Origin of the sequence: Gilliamella sp. W8128 (genome assembly GCF_016100545.1) — a bacterium.
Lineage (GTDB): Bacteria > Pseudomonadota > Gammaproteobacteria > Enterobacterales > Orbaceae > Gilliamella > Gilliamella apis.
Map to the genome: position 1 here is coordinate 121,496 of NZ_JACFSE010000006.1, position 21,766 is coordinate 143,261.

The 21,766-nt window shown below is 35.1% G+C and carries 22 protein-coding genes; 7 read left to right on the forward strand and 15 right to left on the reverse strand.

Going from position 1 to position 21,766, the window contains the following annotated elements; all coding sequences use genetic code 11:
- Window positions 1-344: 344 nt before the first annotated feature.
- The 9 genes from H3U97_RS07600 to iscR form a co-directional block, all read right to left on the reverse strand.
- A complete protein-coding gene (locus H3U97_RS07600) occupies window positions 345-1,280 on the reverse strand; it encodes a pseudouridine-5'-phosphate glycosidase (protein WP_034902387.1) in 936 nt (311 codons plus the stop codon).
- Window positions 1,277-2,368 (reverse strand): PfkB family carbohydrate kinase, encoded by a 1,092-nt coding sequence (locus tag H3U97_RS07605; RefSeq protein WP_174564987.1) that lies wholly within the window; start codon window positions 2,366-2,368, stop codon window positions 1,277-1,279. The genes H3U97_RS07600 and H3U97_RS07605 overlap by 4 nt, the downstream gene beginning before the upstream one ends.
- A 167-nt stretch (window positions 2,369-2,535) precedes the next feature.
- Entirely contained in the window at window positions 2,536-2,874 is a 339-nt protein-coding gene (fdx, locus tag H3U97_RS07610; protein WP_034902394.1) for an ISC system 2Fe-2S type ferredoxin, read from the reverse strand.
- Window positions 2,875-2,888: 14 nt separating this feature from the next.
- Window positions 2,889-4,748 (reverse strand): Fe-S protein assembly chaperone HscA, encoded by a 1,860-nt coding sequence (gene hscA, locus H3U97_RS07615; RefSeq protein ID WP_198198635.1) that lies wholly within the window; start codon window positions 4,746-4,748, stop codon window positions 2,889-2,891.
- A 38-nt stretch (window positions 4,749-4,786) separates the two neighbouring features.
- Window positions 4,787-5,305, reverse strand: coding sequence for a co-chaperone HscB (hscB, locus tag H3U97_RS07620; RefSeq protein ID WP_198198636.1), 519 nt, complete (start codon window positions 5,303-5,305; stop codon window positions 4,787-4,789).
- Window positions 5,306-5,318: 13 nt separating this feature from the next.
- Window positions 5,319-5,642 (reverse strand): iron-sulfur cluster assembly protein IscA, encoded by a 324-nt coding sequence (gene iscA / locus H3U97_RS07625; RefSeq protein WP_034902400.1) that lies wholly within the window; start codon window positions 5,640-5,642, stop codon window positions 5,319-5,321.
- Window positions 5,642-6,028 (reverse strand): Fe-S cluster assembly scaffold IscU, encoded by a 387-nt coding sequence (iscU, locus tag H3U97_RS07630; protein WP_034884104.1) that lies wholly within the window; start codon window positions 6,026-6,028, stop codon window positions 5,642-5,644. Before iscU ends, iscA begins: the two co-directional genes overlap by 1 nt.
- A gap of 16 nt (window positions 6,029-6,044) precedes the next feature.
- Window positions 6,045-7,259, reverse strand: coding sequence for an IscS subfamily cysteine desulfurase (locus H3U97_RS07635; RefSeq protein WP_086353762.1), 1,215 nt, complete (start codon window positions 7,257-7,259; stop codon window positions 6,045-6,047).
- A 30-nt stretch (window positions 7,260-7,289) separates the two neighbouring features.
- Window positions 7,290-7,745, reverse strand: coding sequence for a Fe-S cluster assembly transcriptional regulator IscR (gene iscR / locus H3U97_RS07640; RefSeq protein ID WP_034902406.1), 456 nt, complete (start codon window positions 7,743-7,745; stop codon window positions 7,290-7,292).
- A gap of 163 nt (window positions 7,746-7,908) precedes the next feature.
- Here iscR and sltY point away from each other — a divergent pair, with 163 nt between their 5' ends.
- Complete coding sequence (gene sltY, locus H3U97_RS07645; RefSeq protein WP_198198637.1) at window positions 7,909-9,849, forward strand: murein transglycosylase; 1,941 nt, start codon at window positions 7,909-7,911, stop codon at window positions 9,847-9,849.
- Window positions 9,850-9,860: 11 nt separating this feature from the next.
- Window positions 9,861-10,151 carry a trp operon repressor gene (gene trpR, locus H3U97_RS07650; protein ID WP_207463508.1) on the forward strand — a complete coding sequence of 97 codons (291 nt, stop codon included), beginning with the start codon at window positions 9,861-9,863 and terminating at the stop codon, window positions 10,149-10,151.
- Between the two features lie 38 nt (window positions 10,152-10,189).
- On the opposite strand, the gene robA is transcribed toward trpR, so the two are convergent.
- The 3 genes from robA to H3U97_RS07665 form a co-directional block, all read right to left on the reverse strand.
- Window positions 10,190-11,110 (reverse strand): MDR efflux pump AcrAB transcriptional activator RobA, encoded by a 921-nt coding sequence (gene robA, locus H3U97_RS07655; protein WP_065651351.1) that lies wholly within the window; start codon window positions 11,108-11,110, stop codon window positions 10,190-10,192.
- Window positions 11,111-11,195: 85 nt separating this feature from the next.
- The gene (nfuA, locus tag H3U97_RS07660) at window positions 11,196-11,774 is read right to left on the reverse strand and encodes a Fe-S biogenesis protein NfuA (RefSeq protein ID WP_198198684.1); all 579 of its coding nucleotides are present in this window, start codon (window positions 11,772-11,774) and stop codon (window positions 11,196-11,198) included.
- A 102-nt stretch (window positions 11,775-11,876) separates the two neighbouring features.
- Window positions 11,877-12,548: a phosphoribosyltransferase family protein gene (locus H3U97_RS07665; RefSeq protein ID WP_065651352.1), complete on the reverse strand. Its 672-nt coding sequence runs from the start codon at window positions 12,546-12,548 to the stop codon at window positions 11,877-11,879.
- A gap of 254 nt (window positions 12,549-12,802) precedes the next feature.
- Here H3U97_RS07665 and H3U97_RS07670 point away from each other — a divergent pair, with 254 nt between their 5' ends.
- The gene (locus H3U97_RS07670) at window positions 12,803-13,369 is read left to right on the forward strand and encodes a peptidylprolyl isomerase (RefSeq protein WP_065651353.1); all 567 of its coding nucleotides are present in this window, start codon (window positions 12,803-12,805) and stop codon (window positions 13,367-13,369) included.
- A 78-nt stretch (window positions 13,370-13,447) separates the two neighbouring features.
- Here H3U97_RS07670 and H3U97_RS07675 read toward each other — a convergent pair whose 3' ends face one another.
- Both H3U97_RS07675 and pepB read right to left on the reverse strand, forming a co-directional pair.
- Entirely contained in the window at window positions 13,448-14,482 is a 1,035-nt protein-coding gene (locus H3U97_RS07675; protein WP_198198638.1) for an SEL1-like repeat protein, read from the reverse strand.
- 66 nt (window positions 14,483-14,548) lie between these two features.
- A complete protein-coding gene (gene pepB / locus H3U97_RS07680; protein WP_034901472.1) occupies window positions 14,549-15,829 on the reverse strand; it encodes an aminopeptidase PepB in 1,281 nt (426 codons plus the stop codon).
- Window positions 15,830-15,930: 101 nt separating this feature from the next.
- Between pepB and H3U97_RS07685 the strand changes: the two genes are divergently transcribed.
- On the forward strand, window positions 15,931-16,695 hold the full coding sequence (locus H3U97_RS07685) for a tyrosine-protein phosphatase (RefSeq protein WP_086353756.1): 765 nt from the start codon (window positions 15,931-15,933) through the stop codon (window positions 16,693-16,695).
- Between the two features lie 55 nt (window positions 16,696-16,750).
- Here H3U97_RS07685 and H3U97_RS07690 read toward each other — a convergent pair whose 3' ends face one another.
- On the reverse strand, window positions 16,751-17,368 hold the full coding sequence (locus tag H3U97_RS07690; RefSeq protein ID WP_198198639.1) for a 4'-phosphopantetheinyl transferase superfamily protein: 618 nt from the start codon (window positions 17,366-17,368) through the stop codon (window positions 16,751-16,753).
- 98 nt (window positions 17,369-17,466) lie between these two features.
- Between H3U97_RS07690 and metC the strand changes: the two genes are divergently transcribed.
- The 3 genes from metC (at window position 17,467) to H3U97_RS07705 (ending at window position 21,485) form a co-directional block, all read left to right on the forward strand.
- Complete coding sequence (gene metC / locus H3U97_RS07695) at window positions 17,467-18,684, forward strand: cystathionine beta-lyase (RefSeq protein WP_198198640.1); 1,218 nt, start codon at window positions 17,467-17,469, stop codon at window positions 18,682-18,684.
- A gap of 11 nt (window positions 18,685-18,695) precedes the next feature.
- The gene (tilS, locus tag H3U97_RS07700) at window positions 18,696-20,000 is read left to right on the forward strand and encodes a tRNA lysidine(34) synthetase TilS (protein ID WP_086353753.1); all 1,305 of its coding nucleotides are present in this window, start codon (window positions 18,696-18,698) and stop codon (window positions 19,998-20,000) included.
- Window positions 20,001-20,315: 315 nt separating this feature from the next.
- Window positions 20,316-21,485: a serine hydrolase gene (locus H3U97_RS07705; protein ID WP_086353752.1), complete on the forward strand. Its 1,170-nt coding sequence runs from the start codon at window positions 20,316-20,318 to the stop codon at window positions 21,483-21,485.
- The last annotated feature ends 281 nt before the right edge of the window (window positions 21,486-21,766 follow it).

The window sequence follows — 21,766 nt, forward strand, 5'->3', positions numbered from 1 at the left end:
CACTATTTAAAAGTTATAACAAAAGATTACTCCTCTTGCCCTGTTTCGATTGACAGGAGAGTGTAATCCGTTCTTTTCGTAATCCCCAAATCGGAGATATTGTTGATATAATTCAATATTTTGACATAAAGACTATATCTTTTTACGCATTTGTTTATTGAAAAATCAGCAAACAAAGTGCGACAATTATACGGGATTTATTGGCTAATGCAAGGAGTAATTATAAAAACTTGTATATAATTATCTAATTGATTAGCTAATAATGAAACAGTAATCATAGTGATGCTGTTCCATTATTTAAAAGCAGTTTAGATTACAAAATACAATCTTTATTTGCATTAAATTTATTTACTATTGCAATAACTCATCGCAATTTCAGAAGCTAATTTTGCATTATTAAAGACAAGGTTGATATTTGCTTCTAAACTATCACCACCAGTTAATTCCACTACTTTTGCCAATAAAAATGGGGTAGTTTCTTTACCTTTAATTCCTTGCTCTACTGATTCTTTTAAGGCTTTTTCAATTGCTGCTGAAATTAACTCTTCATCCATTGCATATTGTGTTGGGATAGGATTAGCAACCACAACCCCACCATTTAAGCCTAAATCCCATTTTACCTTAATCATCTCAGCTATTTGTTTGGCACTATCTAGTTTGACACTAACATCAAATGGGCTAGTTCGACTAAAAAATGACGGTAGTTTTTCAGTTTGATAACCAACCACAGGAACACCAAATGTTTCAAGATATTCCATCGTTAAACCTAAGTCTAAAATTGATTTAGCACCAGCACAAACAACTGCAACACTAGTATTGGCAAGTTCTTGAAGATCGGCAGAAATATCAAATGTATGTTCTGCCCCACGATGAACACCACCAAGCCCACCAGTTGCAAACACACGAATACCGGCTAATTCAGCGATAATCATGGTTGCGGCAACGGTAGTTGCACCATTTTGTTTATTAGCTACAACTACTGGTAAATCTCGACGACTCACTTTAGTTACATTTAATCCTTCTTTACCAAGAATTGTTATCTCTTCTTTTGACAAACCAGCTTTTAAACGACCATTAATTACCGCAATAGTGGCAGGTATTGCGCCATTTTGTCTGACAATTTCTTCTACTTTTAATGCAGTTTCAACATTTTGTGGATATGGCATACCATGTGAAATAATGGTAGATTCTAATGCCACAACCGGTTGATTATTTTCAAGAGCTTGTTTAACTTCAGGCGAAATATCAAGATATTGATTATATTTAGACACATTGTTCATGAAAGGGACTCCAAAATATTTTGAACACAATTAATTGATAAATTAGGATTATTAGTAAATTCAGATGATAATGTTAATGCCGAACAAGCTTGACCAAATCTCACACTTTGATAAAAACTCAGTCCATTCAAGTAACCTTGAACAAGCCCTGCAAGCATTGCATCACCAGCACCAGTAACGCTGACAATATCAGTTGGAATGGATGCAGACCAACCACGATCACCATTGATTTCGCTATAATAAACACCATCAGCACCAGCGCTAATTGCAATTCGTTGCACGCCTTGCTGATGGAACCAGTCAACCACTTTAGGAATATCGTCATTAGTTTCGATTTTTATTCCACTTAAAATTTCGGCTTCTAGTCGGTTAGGTTTTAAAGTATGAATATATGACAACCAAGCTTTAATCTTATGAGACTTAAATGCAGATACAGTATCAACAAAAATAGGCACTTCCCCAGCATTATTAAACAGCCATGTTAATGCTTCTTGTTGCAAATTACAGTCGATAACTAGTAATTTAGCATGCTGAATTAACTGCTTAGATTCATTTAATAAACTTGGTGTTAGTTTGTTAATAATATCCATATCATTAATAGCTATCACCATTTCTCCTGATTGATCAAGCAGAGAGAGGTAAGTTGAAGTACTATCGCCTTTTATCACATGGCAATGCTCCATATTAACACCGGCTTTTCGGGTATGTTCAATAAGCTGGGCACCATAGAAATCATCGCCAATCATTGAAATAAGATGGGTATCAAGTCCTAAAAGCGCCAAATTTTCAGCAATATTTCGCCCTACACCGCCAGGAGTACAACGAATCTTACCAGGATTAGAATCTTGATAAACTAACTTTTCATCTGAATATCCGGTCACATCCATGTTACAAGAACCCACGACAACCACATGATTATTTTCAGACAAAAGATAACCTTTTCCTTTTATATAACCTTTTTGAGTCAAAGTCATAATGTAACCAGCTACACTAGAACGGGTAATGCCTAACATTTCAGCAATCACTTGTTGTTGGATGAAGGGATCTTTGCGAATAATCGTAAGAATCTGCTTTTCTCTTTGATTCATAAACACCTGTCTATTTTTAAGCATATGTTTAGTCTGTGACTATAGCAGAATCATTATCAAGTTGAAAGCAACTAAGTCAATTAGGTAAATAAAATGAGATAATTATCACAAGTAAAAATTTGAGGAAAGGTGTTTTTACAGAAGGATGTCGCCATAAAGGCGACTAATTAATGATCTTCTTTGGCGTGATTAAGGCTATATCTTGGAATTTCGACTTCAAGATCTTCATCGGCTACTCGAGCTTGGCAACTTAAACGACTATGAGGCTCGACACCCCAAGCTTTATCTAGCATATCATCCTCTTGTTCATCACTTTCTTCAAGTGAATCAAATCCTTTTCGGACAATACAGTGACAAGTTGAACAAGCACAAGACATTTCACAAGCATGCTCTATTTCGATGTCATTGCGCAAAGCGACATCTAATATTGATTCGCCTTCTTCGGCCTCAACAGTTTTTCCTTCAGGACAAAGATCAGCATTTGGTAAAAAGGTAATTTTTGGCATAATAATCTCATTGGTTAAATATCATCAACGCTATGCCCGGTTAAGGCATCACGTATTGATCTATTCATACGTTTAGCAGCAAAGGTTTGTGTTGCGTTATCAACATGTTTAATTTGCTGCTCAATCAAAGAACAATCATTAGATTCCGTTGCTTGTTGCAATTTTTGCTTGGCATTCAAGATAAGATTAAGTTCCTCTTCATCTAATAAATCAGCATCTTTATCTAGTGCAGATTGTAATGTTTCAAGTACTCTGGCTGCCTCTACTTTCTGTTCGGCAAGCTTTCTTAGTTGTTTATCTTGATTTGCATAATTGATTGAATCTTGAATCATGCTAGCAATTTCGTTTTCTGACAGTCCATAAGAAGGCTTAACTTGAATCGCCGCCTCAATCCCGGTCGATTTTTCCATTGCCGTAACACTCAATAAACCATCAGCATCGACTTGAAAGGTAACTCGAATATGCGCACCACCTGCTGGCATAGGAGGGATCCCTCGCAAAGTAAATTTTGCTAACGAACGGCAATCGGCAACACTTTCTCGTTCACCTTGCAAAACATGAATCATCATCGCCGTTTGGCCATCTTTAAATGTGGTAAACTCTTGTGCTCGAGCGCATGGAATTGTGCTATTACGAGGAATAATTTTTTCAACTAATTCCCCCATAGTTTCAATCCCTAAAGATAAAGGAATAACATCCAGCAATAACATGTCTGAATCAGGTTTATTGCCAACCAGTATATCCGCCTGTATTGCGGCACCAATGGCAACAACTTTATCTGGATCAATCGAGGTTAAAGGTTCAGTTTTGAAATAACGACCAACTAATTGCCTTACTAATGGCACTCGAGTTGAGCCACCGACCATCACAACTTCACTAACTTCATCAAAATCAATTTGTGCATCTTTCAATGCACGGCGACAAACTGCCAATGTTCGTTTAACTAAAGGTTCAATTAAGTCTTCAAATTGTTTACGAGTTATTGTTAAAGATTGCCCTTCTATATTCACTAAAGCAGAATCTTGCTGGCTTAATATAATTTTAATTTTAACTGCTTCATCGATAATTTTTTGGTTTATATATGGGTCAGAATTGTTATTTAAACCTAACTGTACTTTTAAATAATCAGCAAGTAATCGGTCAAAATCATCACCGCCAAGTGCTGAATCTCCTCCGGTTGCTAAAACTTCAAATACACCTTTATGTAGACGTAAAATAGAGATATCAAATGTACCACCACCTAAATCATAAACAGCAATAACACCTTCTTTACCTGAATCTAAGCCATAAGCAATAGCAGCAGCAGTTGGTTCATTCAGTAATCTTAAAACATGTAATCCAGCTAATTTAGCCGCATCCTTAGTTGCTTGTCTTTGCGCATCATCAAAATAAGCTGGTACTGTTATTACTGCGCCATCAATCTCACCATCTAAGCTTTGTTTAGCTCGATCGGCCAAAGCAATCAAAATTTCAGCTGAAACTTGTACTGGATTAACTTGCTGATTAGGTAAATTTAATAAAGGAACGCCATTATCAGTTTGTGAAAAAGTATAGGGAAAGCGTGAACTATCAATATCAGTTAAGCTTCTTCCCATTAAGCGTTTTATTGAACTAACCGTATTCAATGGATCATTGGCTGCATTAGTTTTAGCATTTTTACCGACAGTAATAATAGTATTATCATCATGGTCAAGGCCATAATACACAACAGATGGTAATAATGCATTACCATCTAAATCTGGCAAAACTTCTGCTTGCCCACTACGAACTGTTGCGACTAAAGAATTAGTTGTCCCTAGATCTATGCCAATAGCTAATCGACGTTGATGAGGTTCTGGGGTTTGTCCCGGTTCACTGATCTGTAATAATACCATTTGATCTATCTCTAATTGATGTGTTACTTAATCTTAAATTATAGAGCAAATTGCTTTTCTTGTAACTTTTCGATCTGTTCAATCAATCTAGCAAGATAACGGATTTTATAGATTTGATTAACTGCGCTTTGCCAATCTTGTTGGGACATATGTTGCAATAGCTGATGATAGACTTGTTTTTTTCGTTGCGAAATTTCCGAATGAAAATCATCTAACAGATCAATATTATTTTGATTTTCAATATCATCCAATTTTTCACGCAAACTAAATTGTTCCATTAAAAAATCGGCATCATGAATAATATTTTGCTCTGTTGCAACATCAAAACCTTGCAATGATAAAAAGTATTCAGCCGCTTTTATCGGATTTTTTAGGGTCTGATAACCATCATTGATCATTGCCGACTTTTGAATAATCGCCACTTTTTCATTATCTGTTGCCTGAGCAAAATTATCAGGATGATATTGCCGTTGCAATTGTTGATAGTTAGTCGTTAACTGACCATTATCAATAGGTAATTGAATTGGTAATTGAAATAATTCAAAGTAATTAATCACAATTCATGTCCCATTAAACATTAAAGCTTTCGCCACAACCACATTCATTGCTAGCGTTAGGGTTATTGAATTTAAAGCCTTCATTTAGACCTTCTTTAACAAAATCAAGTTCTGTTCCATCAAGATAAACTAAACTTTTTTTGTCAATGATCACTTTGACATCTTTATCTTCAAAAACACTATCATCATCATTAATGATATCAGCAAATTCTATTACATAAGCCATTCCCGAACAGCCAGAAGTTTTAACGCCTAACCGAAGCCCAACCCCTTTACCTCTGTTAGCTAAAAAGGCCTGAACTCGATTTGCTGCGCTATTAGTTAATGTGATTGCCATTAACGTTGTCCTTTTTTGGTTTTATAATCATCAATTGCTGCTTTAATGGCGTCTTCCGCTAAAATTGAACAGTGAATTTTAACTGGAGGCAAAGCTAATTCTTTCGCTATATCAGTATTTTTTATTGCTTCAGCTTCATCTAATGATTTACCTTTAATCCATTCAGTCACTAATGAGCTTGAGGCAATTGCACTACCACAACCATAAGTTTTAAATTTGGCATCCTCAATAATACCATCATCATTAACTTTGATTTGTAACCGCATTACATCGCCACATGCTGGTGCACCAACCATACCACTACCAACATTTGGATCATTTTGATCAAAAGAACCTACATTGCGTGGATTTTCATAATGATCGACGACTTTTTCACTATATGCCATAATTTACTCCTAATTTTTAATGGGCTGACCACTTAATTTTTGTTAAATCAACACCATCTTTAAACATTTCCCAAAGTGGAGAAAGATCTCTTAATTTACCGATAGAATCTTTAATTAACTTAATTACATAATCTACTTCTTCTTCGGTACTAAATCGACCAAATGAAAATCTTATTGAACTATGGGCAAGTTCATCATTAAGTCCTAGTGCTCGTAATACATAAGACGGCTCTAAACTTGCAGAAGTACATGCTGAACCAGATGATACTGCTAAATCTTTTAGCGCCATCATAAGTGATTCACCTTCAATATAAGCAAAGCTTACATTTAAAATATTAGCCACACCATGCTCTAATGAACCATTAAGATAAACTTCATCAATATCTTTTAATCCATTCCATAAACGAGTTTTTAGAGCTAAAAGACGTGGTATTTCTGTTGTCATCTCTTCTTTTGCTATACGGTACGCTTCACCCATACCCACAATTTGGTGTACCGGTAAAGTACCAGAACGCATACCGCGTTCATGTCCACCACCATGCATTTGGGCTTCAATACGTACTCGTGGTTTACGTCTAACATAAAGTCCACCAATGCCTTTTGGCCCATAGATCTTATGACCAGAGAACGACATAAGATCGACTTTTAATTTAGTTAGGTCAATCGGTAATTTACCAACACTTTGGGTTGCATCAACATGAAATACAATGCCTCTTTCACGGCACATTTCGCCGATTTTTTCGATATCCTGAATAACACCAGTTTCATTATTAACGTGCATAATTGATACAACAGTTGTGTCACTACGCATCGCTGCAGCCAGTTTATCAAGATCAAGAATACCATTTGATTCTGGTGCTAAATAAGTCACTTCATAACCTTCTCGTTCTAATTGACGACAAGTATCAAGCACTGCTTTATGTTCCGTTTTACAGGTAATAATGTGCTTACCTTTAGCATGATTAAAATGCGCCGCACCTTTAATGGCTAAGTTATCGGCTTCTGTCGCGCCTGAAGTAAATACAATTTCACGTGAATCGGCACCAATTAAGTCAGCAATTTGATTTCGTGCAATATCAACGGCTTCTTCAGCTTGCCAACCAAATTTATGTGAACGAGAAGCGGGGTTACCAAAAACACCATCGGGTGTTAAATACTGCATCATTTTTTCAGCTACTCTAGGATCTACAGGCGTTGTTGCTGCATAATCCATATAAATAGGTAATTTCATTAATTACTCCCAATTACAAATTCTGTATTTTTAATTAATTCTGTTTTGATGAAGATGACTTTGTCGATTAAAGACGGCTTTCACTTCTTGATTATTAACCAATTCGCTTAAAGTAATGCTGGTCAAAAAATCATTGATTCGCTCACTCAAGTCATTCCATAAACTATGGGTAAGGCATCTTACACCATTTTGACATCCGGTATTACCGTGGCATTTAGTCGCATGAACAGTTTCATCAACAGCTTTTACAATTGAGCTAATCGCAATTTGCTCCATACTACGGCCGAGTACATAACCACCACCAGGACCTCTAACACTTGAAACTAAACCATTTTTACGCAATCGTGAAAACAGTTGTTCTAAATAAGATAGTGAGATTTCCTGACGTTCTGAAATATCAGCAAGTGATACAGGGCCTGATTCTGAATGCAGTGCTACATCTAACATAGCTGTCACTGCATATCGCCCTTTTGATGTCAATTTCATTAATCATTCCCCTATATTTAATAGTAAATATTTTATATATCCATTACTTTTAGTCAAGTATTTAGTTGACTATTTTAGTGGGAATTAAGTTATCAGTTCTTCATCGACGAAATATACGGGAATATGCTAATCTAATAAACTAATTTGATACAGGAGTTTAAGAATGAATTTAGTAATACGCTGGTGTTTAATATTAAGCATACTTTGGGCTAAAAGTGTGTTTGCGGAGCCTACTTTGAATGATTTGCGACAAAATTACCAAAAGTGGCAAAACACTTATCAATCATTAACTTTTGATGAACAACAGAAATTACTAAAACAATTAAAAAACTATCCACTATACCCTTATGCTGCTGTGCAATTTTTTCAAAACAACATTAAAACAGTATCAACACAAGCTGTGAGTGATTTTGCAAAAAAATATCATGATTTCCCATTAACATCGTCATTAACTCAGGCTTATATAACTGAGCTGGCTAACCGTCAAGACTGGAATGCAATTATCACTTTTCCTATAGATAATTCCATTGCCTCTAATTGCCGATATCAGTATGCAAAATTACAACAACATCAAGATAAAGCGGTATTCGATAATGTTGAATCGCTATGGTTAACAGGTAAAGAATTGCCTTCGGCTTGTGATCCTTTATTAGATGCATGGTCAAAAAGTGGTAAACGCACAGCAAATATTATTTTATTACGCATAGAACTAGCTTTAGAAAACAACAATTTAAAATTAGCTCGCCATTTAACCAACTTACTAGATGATAACTATCAAACAACCAAAAATCATTTATTAGCTATTTTTGATAATCCGCGAAAAATTGAAGATTTTTCAAAAAATATTAAAACGAGTACCTTCACCCAAAAAATTGTTTTAGCTTCTTATCCTCGGTTAGTTAAAGCTGACAAAAAAATGGCTGCGGTATTATTACCACAACTAATAAAAAAACAGAATTTCACTGATGATGAGCAAATTAAATTACAACAAAGCTTAGCCAATAGTTATTTTAGTGATTCAGCAACCCCAGAACAGATCAAATGGCGAGATAATTATATTAGCAAAAGTCACGACTCAATTTTAGTTGAAAAACGTATTCGCATGGCTATTGATGCTAATAATTACAAAGATATTGCACATTGGCTAAAACAACTAACTCCAGAAGATCAATTAAAAGAGGAGTGGCAATACTGGCACGCTCGAGTATTACTCAATAACAATAAAACCAACGAAGCAAAACATATCTTAAAAAGTTTAACTAATAAACGTGGTTTTTATGGCATGGTAAGTGCACAAGCTCTTAATCAACCATATACTATTAATAATTTATCGAAAAAGATCCCGACTGCAGAAGTCAATGCACTTAAAGCCAAGTATGACCAGCAACCATTTGCGATTAGAATTAAAGAATTAAGATTATTAGGTATGTTAGGGGAGTCAAAACAAGAATGGCGATATGTACTTAAAAACCATACAGCAGAAAATGAATATTTAGATTTAGCTAAATACGCTTATCAAAAAGGTTGGGGAGAACTAAGTATACAAGCAACAATATCTGGTAAACTATGGGATAATTGGACTGAACGCCTACCTATCATGTATAAAAACTTATATAATGATGCCTTGAAAGATAAAGCGATTCCATTATCTTATGCTTTAGCAATAACTCGGCAAGAAAGTGCATTTGACACCACGATACAGTCTCCAGTTGGAGCCAGTGGTTTAATGCAATTAATGCCAGCAACAGCTAAGGAAACAGCCAAAAAAATCAGTAATATTACCTATTATTCACCAAGCCAACTGTTTGAACCGACAACGAATATACAGTTAGGTACTTATTTTTTAAATAGTGTTTATTTACAAAATGATAACAATCGTATTTTATCCTCGGCGGCATATAATGCTGGTCCTGGCCGAGTAAAAAAATGGTTGAATAATAGTAATGGAAAACTTGATGCTATCGCATTTATTGAAAGTATTCCCTTTAATGAAACTCGAAATTATGTCAAAAGTGTATTAGTTTATGATTATATTTACCAATATATTTTAGGAAATCAACACCCTCATATACTGACAACAAACGAATTTAATAGACAATATTAATGGTGCATTACATGAAAACTAAAGAATGGAACCAAACGGTTGAAATATTACACCAAGCATTTAATAGTGGTTATTCATTAGATATATTGAAATTACTGATGACCGCTGATGAACGGGATGCATTAATCACAAGAGTTAAAATTGTCCGATCATTACTGGATGGCTCAATAAATCAGCGCCAACTTAAAGAACAATTAAAAATTGGCATTGCCACTGTTACCAGAGGATCGAATAGTTTAAAAGAAGCAACACCTGAATTTAAAGTGTGGTTGGAAAACATTCTATTGAAATCAGATAAATAAAATAATAGTCAATATTTATAAAAACTAGTTAAAGTAGACTATAACAAGTTTGACTGGATATTGACTTCATCATCTGCAACCACAGGTACACAATAATCACATTCCATAGTATGGATATCTTCAAAACATTTAATCGTATCATCATGATGATTATGATGAATCTCAATTAAACAGCTTGAAGTGCGTAACCGAACTTTCAATGCTGGCATTGCAGCTAAATGGACTTGAGAAATAAAATCGCTGAAATTTTCTAGCGAACCGATATATTTAAAACAAAGATATAAACCACCTTCATTAACAATTGGTTCTATATGCTCAAGATTATTATTATGATCTAAAGCAATTGTATATAAAAGTTCTTGTTCATTAGCATTATCTTTACTTTTCAAAATGCGGCTAAAAGCAAAAATCTTATCCGGTAAACTGTCGCTATTGTGAGCATAATGGGATAAATAATTTTGAAAAAACTGCGATCTTAATTTATTTTCTTCATCTAAAATTTGACTCAAATTACAATTATTTTTGTAAGAGATCCCCCAAAAAGTTTGTTTCGGCATATTCACAAATTTAGGTTCAGGTAAAGAAAGTCGATTTTTATTTAATTCAATAGCAGGAGTTAACCCGGTAGGATCCCAAAATTCACCACGACGATAACTTGCTGGTGTTTCATTAAATTGCTTTTTAAAAGAACGAGTAAAAGTTTGCTGCGAATCAAAACGATATTGCATAGCAATATCTAAAATAGGTTTACTTGTCATGCGCAAAGATAATGCCGCATAAGTTAATCTGCGGTGACGAATATAAGTACCAAGTACTTGACCAGTTACTTCTTTAAACATCCGTTGTAAATGCCACTTCGAATAACCTGATTTCTGGGCGACATTATCAATAGATAAGGGTTGCTCCAAATTTTTTTCAATCCAAACGATAAGATCTGAAATAATACTAACTTGATTCATATAACCCCATCATGATGTGAATTGGCAAACATTATGCGATTATGACTTAATCACAGCAATAAGCAAGATGTAAATCGAAAATTTTTTAACAATATGAATGGCTTCCAGCTTGATGTTCGGTAATATCTTTTACGCCTGCCAGTTCAGGGAATTCAGCAAGTAGCTGTTTTTCAATCCCCTCTTTTAAAGTGTAATCGACCATCGAACAACCATTACAACCACCGCCAAATTGTAATATCGCATAATTATCATCGGTTAATTCAATCAAACTCACATGACCACCATGACTAGCTAATTGCGGATTAACCTGTGCTTGAATAACATAATTGACGCGTTCAATTAACGGCGCATCATCGGCAACCTTTTTCATTTTTGAATTTGGTGCTTTTAAAGTTAATTGAGAACCTAATTCATCTGTTACATAATCAATCACCGTTTCCGCTAAAAAAGGAGCGCTAATTTCATCAATATAAATAGAAAAACCAGCTTGTTGTTGTTCTTCGATATCGCTATCTTCTACAGTATCTGCTGGGCAATATGAAACCCCACATTCTGCTGATGGTGTGCCAGGATTAATAACAAAAACCCGAATTTGTGTACCATCAGGCTGATTAGCAAGTAATTTTTTAAAATGTTGTTGCGCTGATTCAGAAATGGTAATAATAGACATAATCCCTCACTTTGACACGATTGACATTAATCATCACTAACATCATCGATAATAGTTGACTAACCTTGTTGGTCATTATAGGGGGTGTTTTAGATTTTACAAGATGGTGCGACATAAACAAACTACCTGAATATAGTTTGCCCCACATTGTTTTAACTGTTGGCTAATGGCATTTATGGTATTGCCGGTAGTAACAATATCATCAATAAGCATTATCGATTGATGGGTTAAATCATCGCGGCAACTAAATAAGGTTTCAACATTGGTTATTCGTTGCTTACGCGATAGATACTTTTGATCGTGTGCCACTGACTTTCGTGATAACAGATAAGGTTGAAAATCACAATTTAGCCATCTGGCTATCGGTTTCGCTAATAATGCCGCTTGATTAAATCCTCTAGACCAATAACGAAAATGGTGCAATGGAACACAAGTTACAATATCTGGTTTAACCAAACCACTACTCAACCGTCGTTGATACCAAGCTAAAAACATTAACCTGGCCAAAGCATTAGTTAACTCAGTTTTACGATAAAATTTTAAATGTTGGATTAATTTTTTTAACGGTGCCGTATATTCTGTTACTGCAACCATTTCATCCCAATAAGGCTGCTTATCACGACATCGATAGCAGATTTTGGTTGATAATGAATGAGGAAGGCTACATTGATAACAAATCTTATTAAATTTTGGTAAGTTTTTCACACATTGACTACAAATCCCATGATGAGGCAACACTAAAGGCATATTACATAAAATACATCGCATAATGATTCATCGCTTAGCAAAAAATTTTGAGGAACAGGGTTTTTTATCTACAAAATAAGCTTAAAAATGGAAATAAAATAGAAAATAAACTCACTAATAATATGAATTATAATAAATAAAGAATATTTTTTATTTATTAATCGCAATACTGGAAGCTATTACCCAAAATTTTAGTTATTTAGTCATATTAATCATTTCAATTCATCTAATATTCGGTATAATTTGCCTACTATTTTGGAGTAAGGATTTGTTAAATGAAAAAAATCAAACTATTACTTATATCATTACTATTAAGCCTTGTTTCAACTGTTGCTTTGGCTGATAGCAAAGTATTATTACAAACCAGCATGGGCGATATTGAAATTGAATTAGATAGCGAACATGCACCAATTACCACGAAAAATTTTCTTGATTATGTCAATAACGGTTTTTATGAAAATTTAACCTTCCATCGAGTCATTCCTGGATTTATGATTCAAGGCGGTGGAGCTGATGATCAATTAAAATTCAAAGAAACTCAACAACCAATTAAAAATGAAGCCAATAATGGCTTGAAAAACGATCGCGGAACTATCGCAATGGCAAGAACCAATGCTGTAGATAGCGCAACCAGCCAATTTTTTATTAATGTGGTCAATAATGATTTTCTTAATTACCAATCACCAGTCCAATATGGTTATGCTGTTTTTGGTAAAGTCGTTAAAGGAATGGATGTCGTTGATAAAATTGTTAACGTAGCCACCAAACGCATGGGACCACATCAAAATGTCCCTGTTGAACCAATCTATATTAAAAAAGCAACAGTGATTGAAGATAAATAATAGGTTTTTCTAAAATTAATCAACACTTAAAGCAAACCACCTTAGAGATTTAAGGTGGTTTTTTATTAAATCATAGGATTATATTTTTAATTCATCACAAGCAAGTTTATGACCTTGGCTACAAGACTGTTTTAAATAATTTTTAGCTAAAGATTTATTTTGCTTTATACCATCACCGTACTTATACATAAGCGCTAAATTGTATTGCGCGCTGGAGTAACCTTGCTCCGCTGCTTTTGTATACCAATATACCGCCTTCTGTTTATCCTGCTTTATGCCATCACCTTGATTATACATAAGTGCTAAATTATATTGTGCGTAGGATATACCTTGTTCTGCTGCTTTTGTATACCAAAAGAAAGCTTTAAGTTTATCTTGCTTTATACCTTCATCGTCATCATACATAAGCCCTAAGTTATATTGTGCGTAGGAATAACCTTGCTCCGCTGCTTTTGTATACCAATATATCGCCTTCTGTTTATCCTGCTTTATACCATCACCTTTATCATGCATAAGTGCTAAATTATATTGTGCAATGGATACACCTTGCTCTGCTGCTTTTGTATACCAAAAGAAAGCTTTAAGTTTATCCTGCTTTATGCCATCACCTTTATCATACATAACTGCTAAATTATTTTGTGCTTTGGAGTCACCTTGCTCTGCTGCTTTTGTATACCAATATACTGCCGTTTGTTTATTCTGCTCTATACCTTCTCCTTTCTCATACATAACTGCTAAATTATATTGTGCTCTGGAGAGATTTTGTTCTGCTGCTTTTTCAAACCAATATGCTGCTTTAAGTTTATCTTGCTCTATTCCTTCATCGTCATAATATATAACCGCTAAATCATTTTGTGCGGTAGAATCTCCTTGCTCCGCTGCTTTTGTATACCAATACACCGCCTTTTGTTTATCTTGTTCTATTCCTTCACCATCATCATACATACGAGCTAGATTATATTGTGCCACTTTGTCATTTTCTTCTGCTTCTTGTGTACATTCAACAAGTGCCTTTTCATAATTTTTATTTTCAAATTCTGTTGCACAATCCCTCGCATAAGTAGCAAAAGAAAATAAGAGGGGTATAACTAATAGTAACTTTTTTATGTTCATGATATTCCTTATATATTTATCAACTTTTTTAAAATTCTATTTAATGCATCATAAAATCATTACTAATCATTTTAATATAGTTAACAAATTAGCTAGCGTTCTTACCCCGATACCTGTTGCGCCAGTTGCCCATAAAGCGGTGGCACTTTTGCGGAATGTCGCTGAACAGTCAATGTGTAGCCAATTTTGTTTATAATTTTTAATAAAATGAGATAAAAATGCCGCGGCAGTGCTGGCACCAGCGGTATTGGGTAATCCTGAATTGGCTATATCCGCAAACGATGATGGAAATTGGCTACGATGAAAATCAGCTAATGGTAATCGCCAAAAAGCTTCATGTTCCGCTTGGCTACTTGCCAATAATTGATTAGCAAATTTGTCATCAAATGAGAGTAATGATTGATAATCGTTACCTACTGCAATTTTTGCTGCTCCAGTAAGGGTTGCGCAATCAATAATATAGTGAGGCTTATCACTGTCAGCACTAATTAACCCGTCAGCTAAAACTAATCGTCCTTCCGCATCGGTATTATCCACTTCAACTGTTTTACCATTACGATATCGAATAATATCACCCAGTTTAAATGCCTTACCACTCACCAAGTTATCAGCACAACATAGATAAAGTTTAATACGATGTTTAACTCCTCGGGCAATAGCAAGTGCCAGAGCACCAGTTACTAATGCCGCGCCCCCCATATCCGATCGCATTGATTCCATAAAACTGCTTGGCTTTAAGCTATAACCACCTGAATCAAAAGTGATACCTTTACCGACTAAACAAGCAACAATTGGCGCTTTGGGGTTGTTAGTCGGATTATAATCAAGCTCAAGTAACGCTGCCGGCCGATCTGATCCTTTGCCAACCGTATAAATTCCCATATAATCCTGTTCTTTTAATGCTTCGCCGGAAATAATGTTATAAGTAATATCTGAGGAATAATTGCTGATTAAGTTTGCACTTTGCGTGGCCAATTCTAGAGGACTTAATGTTTCTGCTTGTTGATTAACAATATCTCGACACCAATCAATAATCGCTAAGCGATATTTTAGTTCTTGTTTATCTTGGCTATTAAGTTTTGCCCAACTCACCTTATTATTATTTTTGGCATTACGATAACCGAGCCAAAAATGCCAACACGATTCTAGATCCCAATTATCACCACTAAGTTTAACCGACTTAATACCTTGATTATCTAATTTTCTTGCTGCTCGCTGAATGGCGCCATGTCGATGATCCGGTTGATAATGAATGGTAACAGCATCATCTGAAAAACTAAGTAACGCCTCTTTTCCCCACTTTGATGGTGCAGGTTTTTCCGAAAGTAATATAGATAAACTCGACATAATAAATTCCTCAAGCAATAAAAATGCAAAAACGATAAATCAATTCTAATCAGAAACATGTTAAGATAGCAAGCAAAGTTAAGCATAAATAAGGACCTATAATGACATCAGTTGTACCAATCCAAAATGGCATCAATTTTCGTGACTTAGGTGGCATTAAAACCAGTGATGGTCGCCAAATTCGAACAGGAATGTTGTATCGTTCAGGTGAATTTTCACGTCTTAATGATAGTGAAAAAAATTTTTTATCTGATGAGCTTAATTTGCATTATGTATTAGATTATCGTGATCAACATGAAATTGATCGTCATCCCGATAATCTTTGGAATAACAGTCAATATATTAATGTGCCAGCAAACCCATTAAGTGATGAAATTACAGCAAGCCTAACCAGTGATGATATTTTCGTTATGAAAAAATATTCACCGTTTGATTTTATGATTAAACTTTATCAATTATTACCTTTTAATAATCTTGCTTATAAAAAGTTAACATCACTACTACTTAGTGCTAATGGAAAACCCTTAGTGCAACATTGTGCAGTAGGTAAAGATAGAACTGGTGTTGGCGTAGCTTTAACCCTATTTGCATTGGGGGTAAGTGAAGACGTAGTTATGCAAGATTACTTACTTACCGAGCGCCATTTAAATGATTATCGTCAAGCCATACTCAGCCAAAATGAAAGTAAATTATCGGCTGAAGAGTTTGAGAAACAGAAAATCATTTTTGCGGCTAAACAAGAGTTTTTAACCGCAGCTCTTGATGAAATCAAAAAACGCTATACCACCATCGACGATTGGTTAACTAAAGAGTATCAATTGGATGATAAAAACAGGAAAATTCTGCAAGATATTTATTTAATTTAATTAATCTAAGTGTATGGATAATCACCATACACTTATGATCAATTTGTCCGTAACATTAAGATTGTAAGATAAAATCGGTGATAGGTTTATTCTGATTAACAGCAAGATGAACCGATGCCACTTGCTGATATTGATAATAAAAATCTTGGCCAAATGGCGCACTAATCAACTGGTTTGCGACATCAACTTTTACCGATTTCATTTGCCAAACGCCTTTGGCATATAATTTAAGAGCTGACTCTTTTAATGTCCAAAGTTGCCAAAATGCGGTTAAAGTATCACGTTGTTTTAACATCCATTGATATTCATCATTAGCAAAAATACTTTCAGCGACATTCAAATAATTTTTACGCTGCCTAGCAACTTCAATATCAAGGCCGATTTGACCATTTAGCGATATTGCAACCGCCATCCAATCTTGGCTATGACTAATATTAAAATCAGGAAAATGGTTATCTAAAAAGCAAGGTCGGCCATTATCGCCAACTATCATGCTCGGTAAAGTATCAATTTGACAATACTGTTTAAGCAAACTCGCTAACATTGAACGACAGACTAAAAACTGTTTTTTTCGTGAACCACTTAATGACTCAGCATCATCAATGACCTGTGGTGATAATAGCGAATAGTTCACTTCAACCATATCTAAATGAGCAAGTTGGACAATTAACATGTTGTGTAAGCCAATTTAAATAAAAATTATTTTTTACTATTTTAACAGCATGCTATGCTAACTGTTATCGAAATTTATCGGTTTACTAAGGATGCATCATGTCATTACAAACAAAATTAGTTCATGCTGGTCGAAAAAAACGCTATACCCAAGGTGCAGTTAATTCAGTTATTCAGCGAGCATCATCGCTAGTTTTTGATTCAATTGAGGTCAAAAAAGAAGCGATGGAAAATCGCACTAAAGGAGCACTATTTTACGGTCGTCGCGGCACATTAACTCATTTTGCCCTGCAAGATGCCATGGTGGAAATTGAAGGTGGTGCTGGTTGCTACCTCTATCCTTGCGGTGCGGCAGCCATTGCAAATGCCATTTTAGCTTTTGTAAAAACCGGTGATCATATTCTGGTATCAGAAGCCAGTTACGAACCAACGCAAGAATTTTGTGAACATATACTCAAAGATTTTGGTGTGGAAACCGATTATTTTTCTCCGCTAATTGGTCGTTATATCACGAATCATATTAAACCAAATACCAAAGTGGTATTTCTTGAATCACCAAGCTCAATCACTATGGAACTGCATGATGTACCAGCAATTGTTAAAGCGATTCGCAGTGTTAATCCAGAAATTGTCATTATGATGGACAACACTTGGAGTGCTGGCGTTTTATTCAAAGCATTAGAGCACGATGTTGATATCTCTATTCAAGCCGGTACTAAGTATTTAATTGGTCACTCTGATGCTATGTTAGGTACTGCTGTTGCTAATCAACGATGTTGGGATCAATTACGTGAACGTTCTTATCTAATGGGACAAATGTGTGATGCCGATACCGCTTATATGGCAGCACGAGGATTACGAACCTTAGCGGTCAGGTTAAAACAACATCACGAAAGTAGCTTAAAAGTGGCAAACTGGTTAGCTAATCATCCTAAAGTGGCAACTGTTAATCATCCGGCTTTGGCAAGTTGTAAGGGACATGAGTTTTTTAAACGTGATTTTAGTGGTGCTAGTGGTCTATTTTCTTTTGTACTTAAAGATCATTTAAGCGACGTGCAACTATCTGATTTCTTGGATAATATGACTCACTTTTCAATGGCGTATTCATGGGGTGGATTTGAATCATTGATTTTAGCCAATCAACCTGAAGATCTGGCAAAAATACGCCCGGTATCAGGTGTGGATTTCACGGGTACATTAATTCGATTACATATTGGCCTTGAAGATCCTGATGATTTAATCGCCGATCTTGCCGCTGGCTTAGATAGAATTAAATTGCATAAAAACAAAGTGAATGCATTACAAAGTTTAGTATAAATGGATAACCGATGAGTCATCAAAATCAAGCTAAGACTAAAAGTATTATTGAACAAACAATTTTACAACATCTAAACGGTCGACAATCGCTACTGGTTGCTTTTAGTGGTGGTGTCGATTCGACTGTTTTACTGCAAGCATTAGTCAACTTGAGACAAAAGTCACAAAATTTACAACTTAGAGCCATTTATATTCACCATGGTTTAAGCAAAAACGCTGATAGTTGGGCGGAACATTGCCAGCAACAATGCAATGTTTGGCAAATTCCTTTGATTATTGAAAAAGTCAAACTTGATAGAGCGGCGGGCAATATTGAAGAACAAGCCAGAGAAGCTCGCTATCAAGCTATTTATCGACATTTAAAAAGTGATGAGTTGTTATGTACTGCCCAGCACCTTGACGATCAATGTGAAACTTTCTTCCTAGCCTTAAAACGTGGTAGTGGCCCAACAGGATTATCCGCTATGCCTCTTGAAAGTGGTCAACATCTTCGGCCATTATTAACGATCTCGCGTGAAGAAATTGAACAATATGCCAATCAACATCTATTAAGTTGGATTGAAGATGAAAGTAATCAAGACGACCATTATGACCGTAACTTTTTACGTTTAAAGGTACTGCCAACGCTTAATCAGCGTTGGCCACATTTCTCGCAAATGGTGGCACGTAGTGCCGAGTTATGTCAACAGCAAGAAGCATTAATCCATGAGCTTTTATCGACAGAATTTAAGCAAATTATTGGCAATGCCAAACAACTTAATATCCAACCACTACGTGATTATTCAGATTATAAACGTAATGCAATATTGCGGATGTGGTTTAAAGAACAACATATCGGCATGCCAAGTCAAAAGCAACTGTCATTAATTTGGCAAACCGTTATTCAAGCGAAAGAAGATGCTAATCCACAATTTATTTTACATAACCGACAGATTCGCCGCTATCAAAACCAACTCTATTTATTACCTTTATATCAAGATATTGAACAGCAAATCCTGCCTTGGGATTTAAATACTTCGCTAACCTTGCCGGATAATTTAGGCGTATTACAGTCCAATTATCAAACCAAGTTAACTTGTCGTTTACCACAAAAAGAGGAAAGCGTTTCGGTGCGTTTTCATGCCCAAGGTCAATTTCAAATTGTGCAGCGCAAAGGATCACGATCAATAAAAAAACTATGGCAAGAACACCATATTCCACCTTGGCAGCGCACTCGTATTCCATTAATTTACTATAATGAACAATTGATTACTGCCGTCGGGGTATTTGTTACTGAACAAGGTAAGGGATCACAAGTTGGTTTTAATCTAAAATAAATCATAAAAATAAAATGTGCTTGAGTCTAATTGACACGAAATCGAATTCAATCATACTAACCTGAATTGGATTATATAATTAAGTAACCTCATACATAACAGAGCTATCGTTCTTCATGGCTAAACAGCATACACTTTACACTTACAAATTAAATGGAACTGATAATAGAAAAATAATGTTAAATTACATAAGTATAACTATTAATAGGAAACCAACTAAACATCGTCAAAATAAATTCATTTAGCATATTTATTATCTTACAAAAAACATATACTATTAGGTGAAATAATAATCAATCAAGAGTTAAGACAAAAATGAAAGTTAGTCGTTTTTCTGCAAATGTTGGACAAGCAATCAATAAAGTGAATCAATATGCGATAGATAAAAAACATATAGTTGGATCTGTTGTTATGGTTGCTAAAGAGGGACAAATAATCTATCAACAAGCATCCGGCTATGCTGATAAAGAACAAAAATTAACCATGCAAGTTGACTCACAATTTTTGCTTTCATCCGTTACCAAACCGATAGTTAGTGCAGCCGCATTATATTTAGCAGAAAAAGGGCTACTAAAATTGGATTCGCCTGTTACTGATTATCTACCTTATTTCACTCCAAAACTAGAAAATGGCCAGCAACCAGTTATTACTTTGCATCACTTATTAACCCATAGTGCGGGACTAAAATATCGTTTTTGCGAACCTCATGGTGAAGGCATTTATAATACATTACAGATTTCAGACGGCTTTGATCAAATAGCAACTGATTTAGATGAAAATCTTCATCGATTATCAAAAGCTCCTCTTCTTTTTGCTCCTGGAACAAATTGGTGTTATTCATTGGCATTAGATGTCCTAGGTGGAGTATTAACTGCTGTCACTCAACAGCCATTAGAAGAAATAATAAAAACTACCATAACGATTCCTTTGAATATGTCAAAAACCGGCTTTACCATACCAGATAATAATCAATTAGTTACTCACTATTATAATGCTTTACCGGAACCATTACCTATGCCAAGCCCTTATTTTATGCAATTAGATGAATCATCGAATAACGGGATTGTTTCTTATGATCCTAAACGCATATTTAATCCTAAAGCCTATCATTCAGGTGGGGCTGGTATGGTTGGTACTGCACCTGATTTTATGCAATTTCTGTTATCACTAACTTCAATAAATAATGATTTAAGTAACAATAAACTAATGGATACAATGGCGAAGTGTTATATAAATAGTAAATATGGTACAAAAGGACCAGGATGGGGATTCGGTTATGGTGGTGCGGTGCTTGATGACCCGATCTTAGCACAAACACCTCAGAGTAAAGGAACTATTCAATGGGGTGGTGTGTATGGTCATAATTGGTTTTATGACCCTCAACAAGAATTAGCTGTAGTCATTTTGACTAATACCGCAATTGAAGGAATGTTGGGACGCTATCCAGTAAAAATTAGAGATGCTATTTATCATTGTTTAGCATGATACTATTCCGATAGGAAAATTTTGTCGGTTTTTGGCTTTAATTTATCTGAAAATGATTTACCGATTGAAAAAACACCCTATAAGATGGTGCTTTTTCAATCAAGTATTTGAATTTTCATATAGTGAAATATTTATACTTATCCAATTAATCGTTTTTTCAGTTAGTTTCATTCTGATTTATATTATATTCGCCACTAATCTACTCCTTGTTAGATCTGAGCAATAAAAAGGATCCAAAATCAACTAATTTGGAACAATATTTGCATTAATGACTTGTTCTA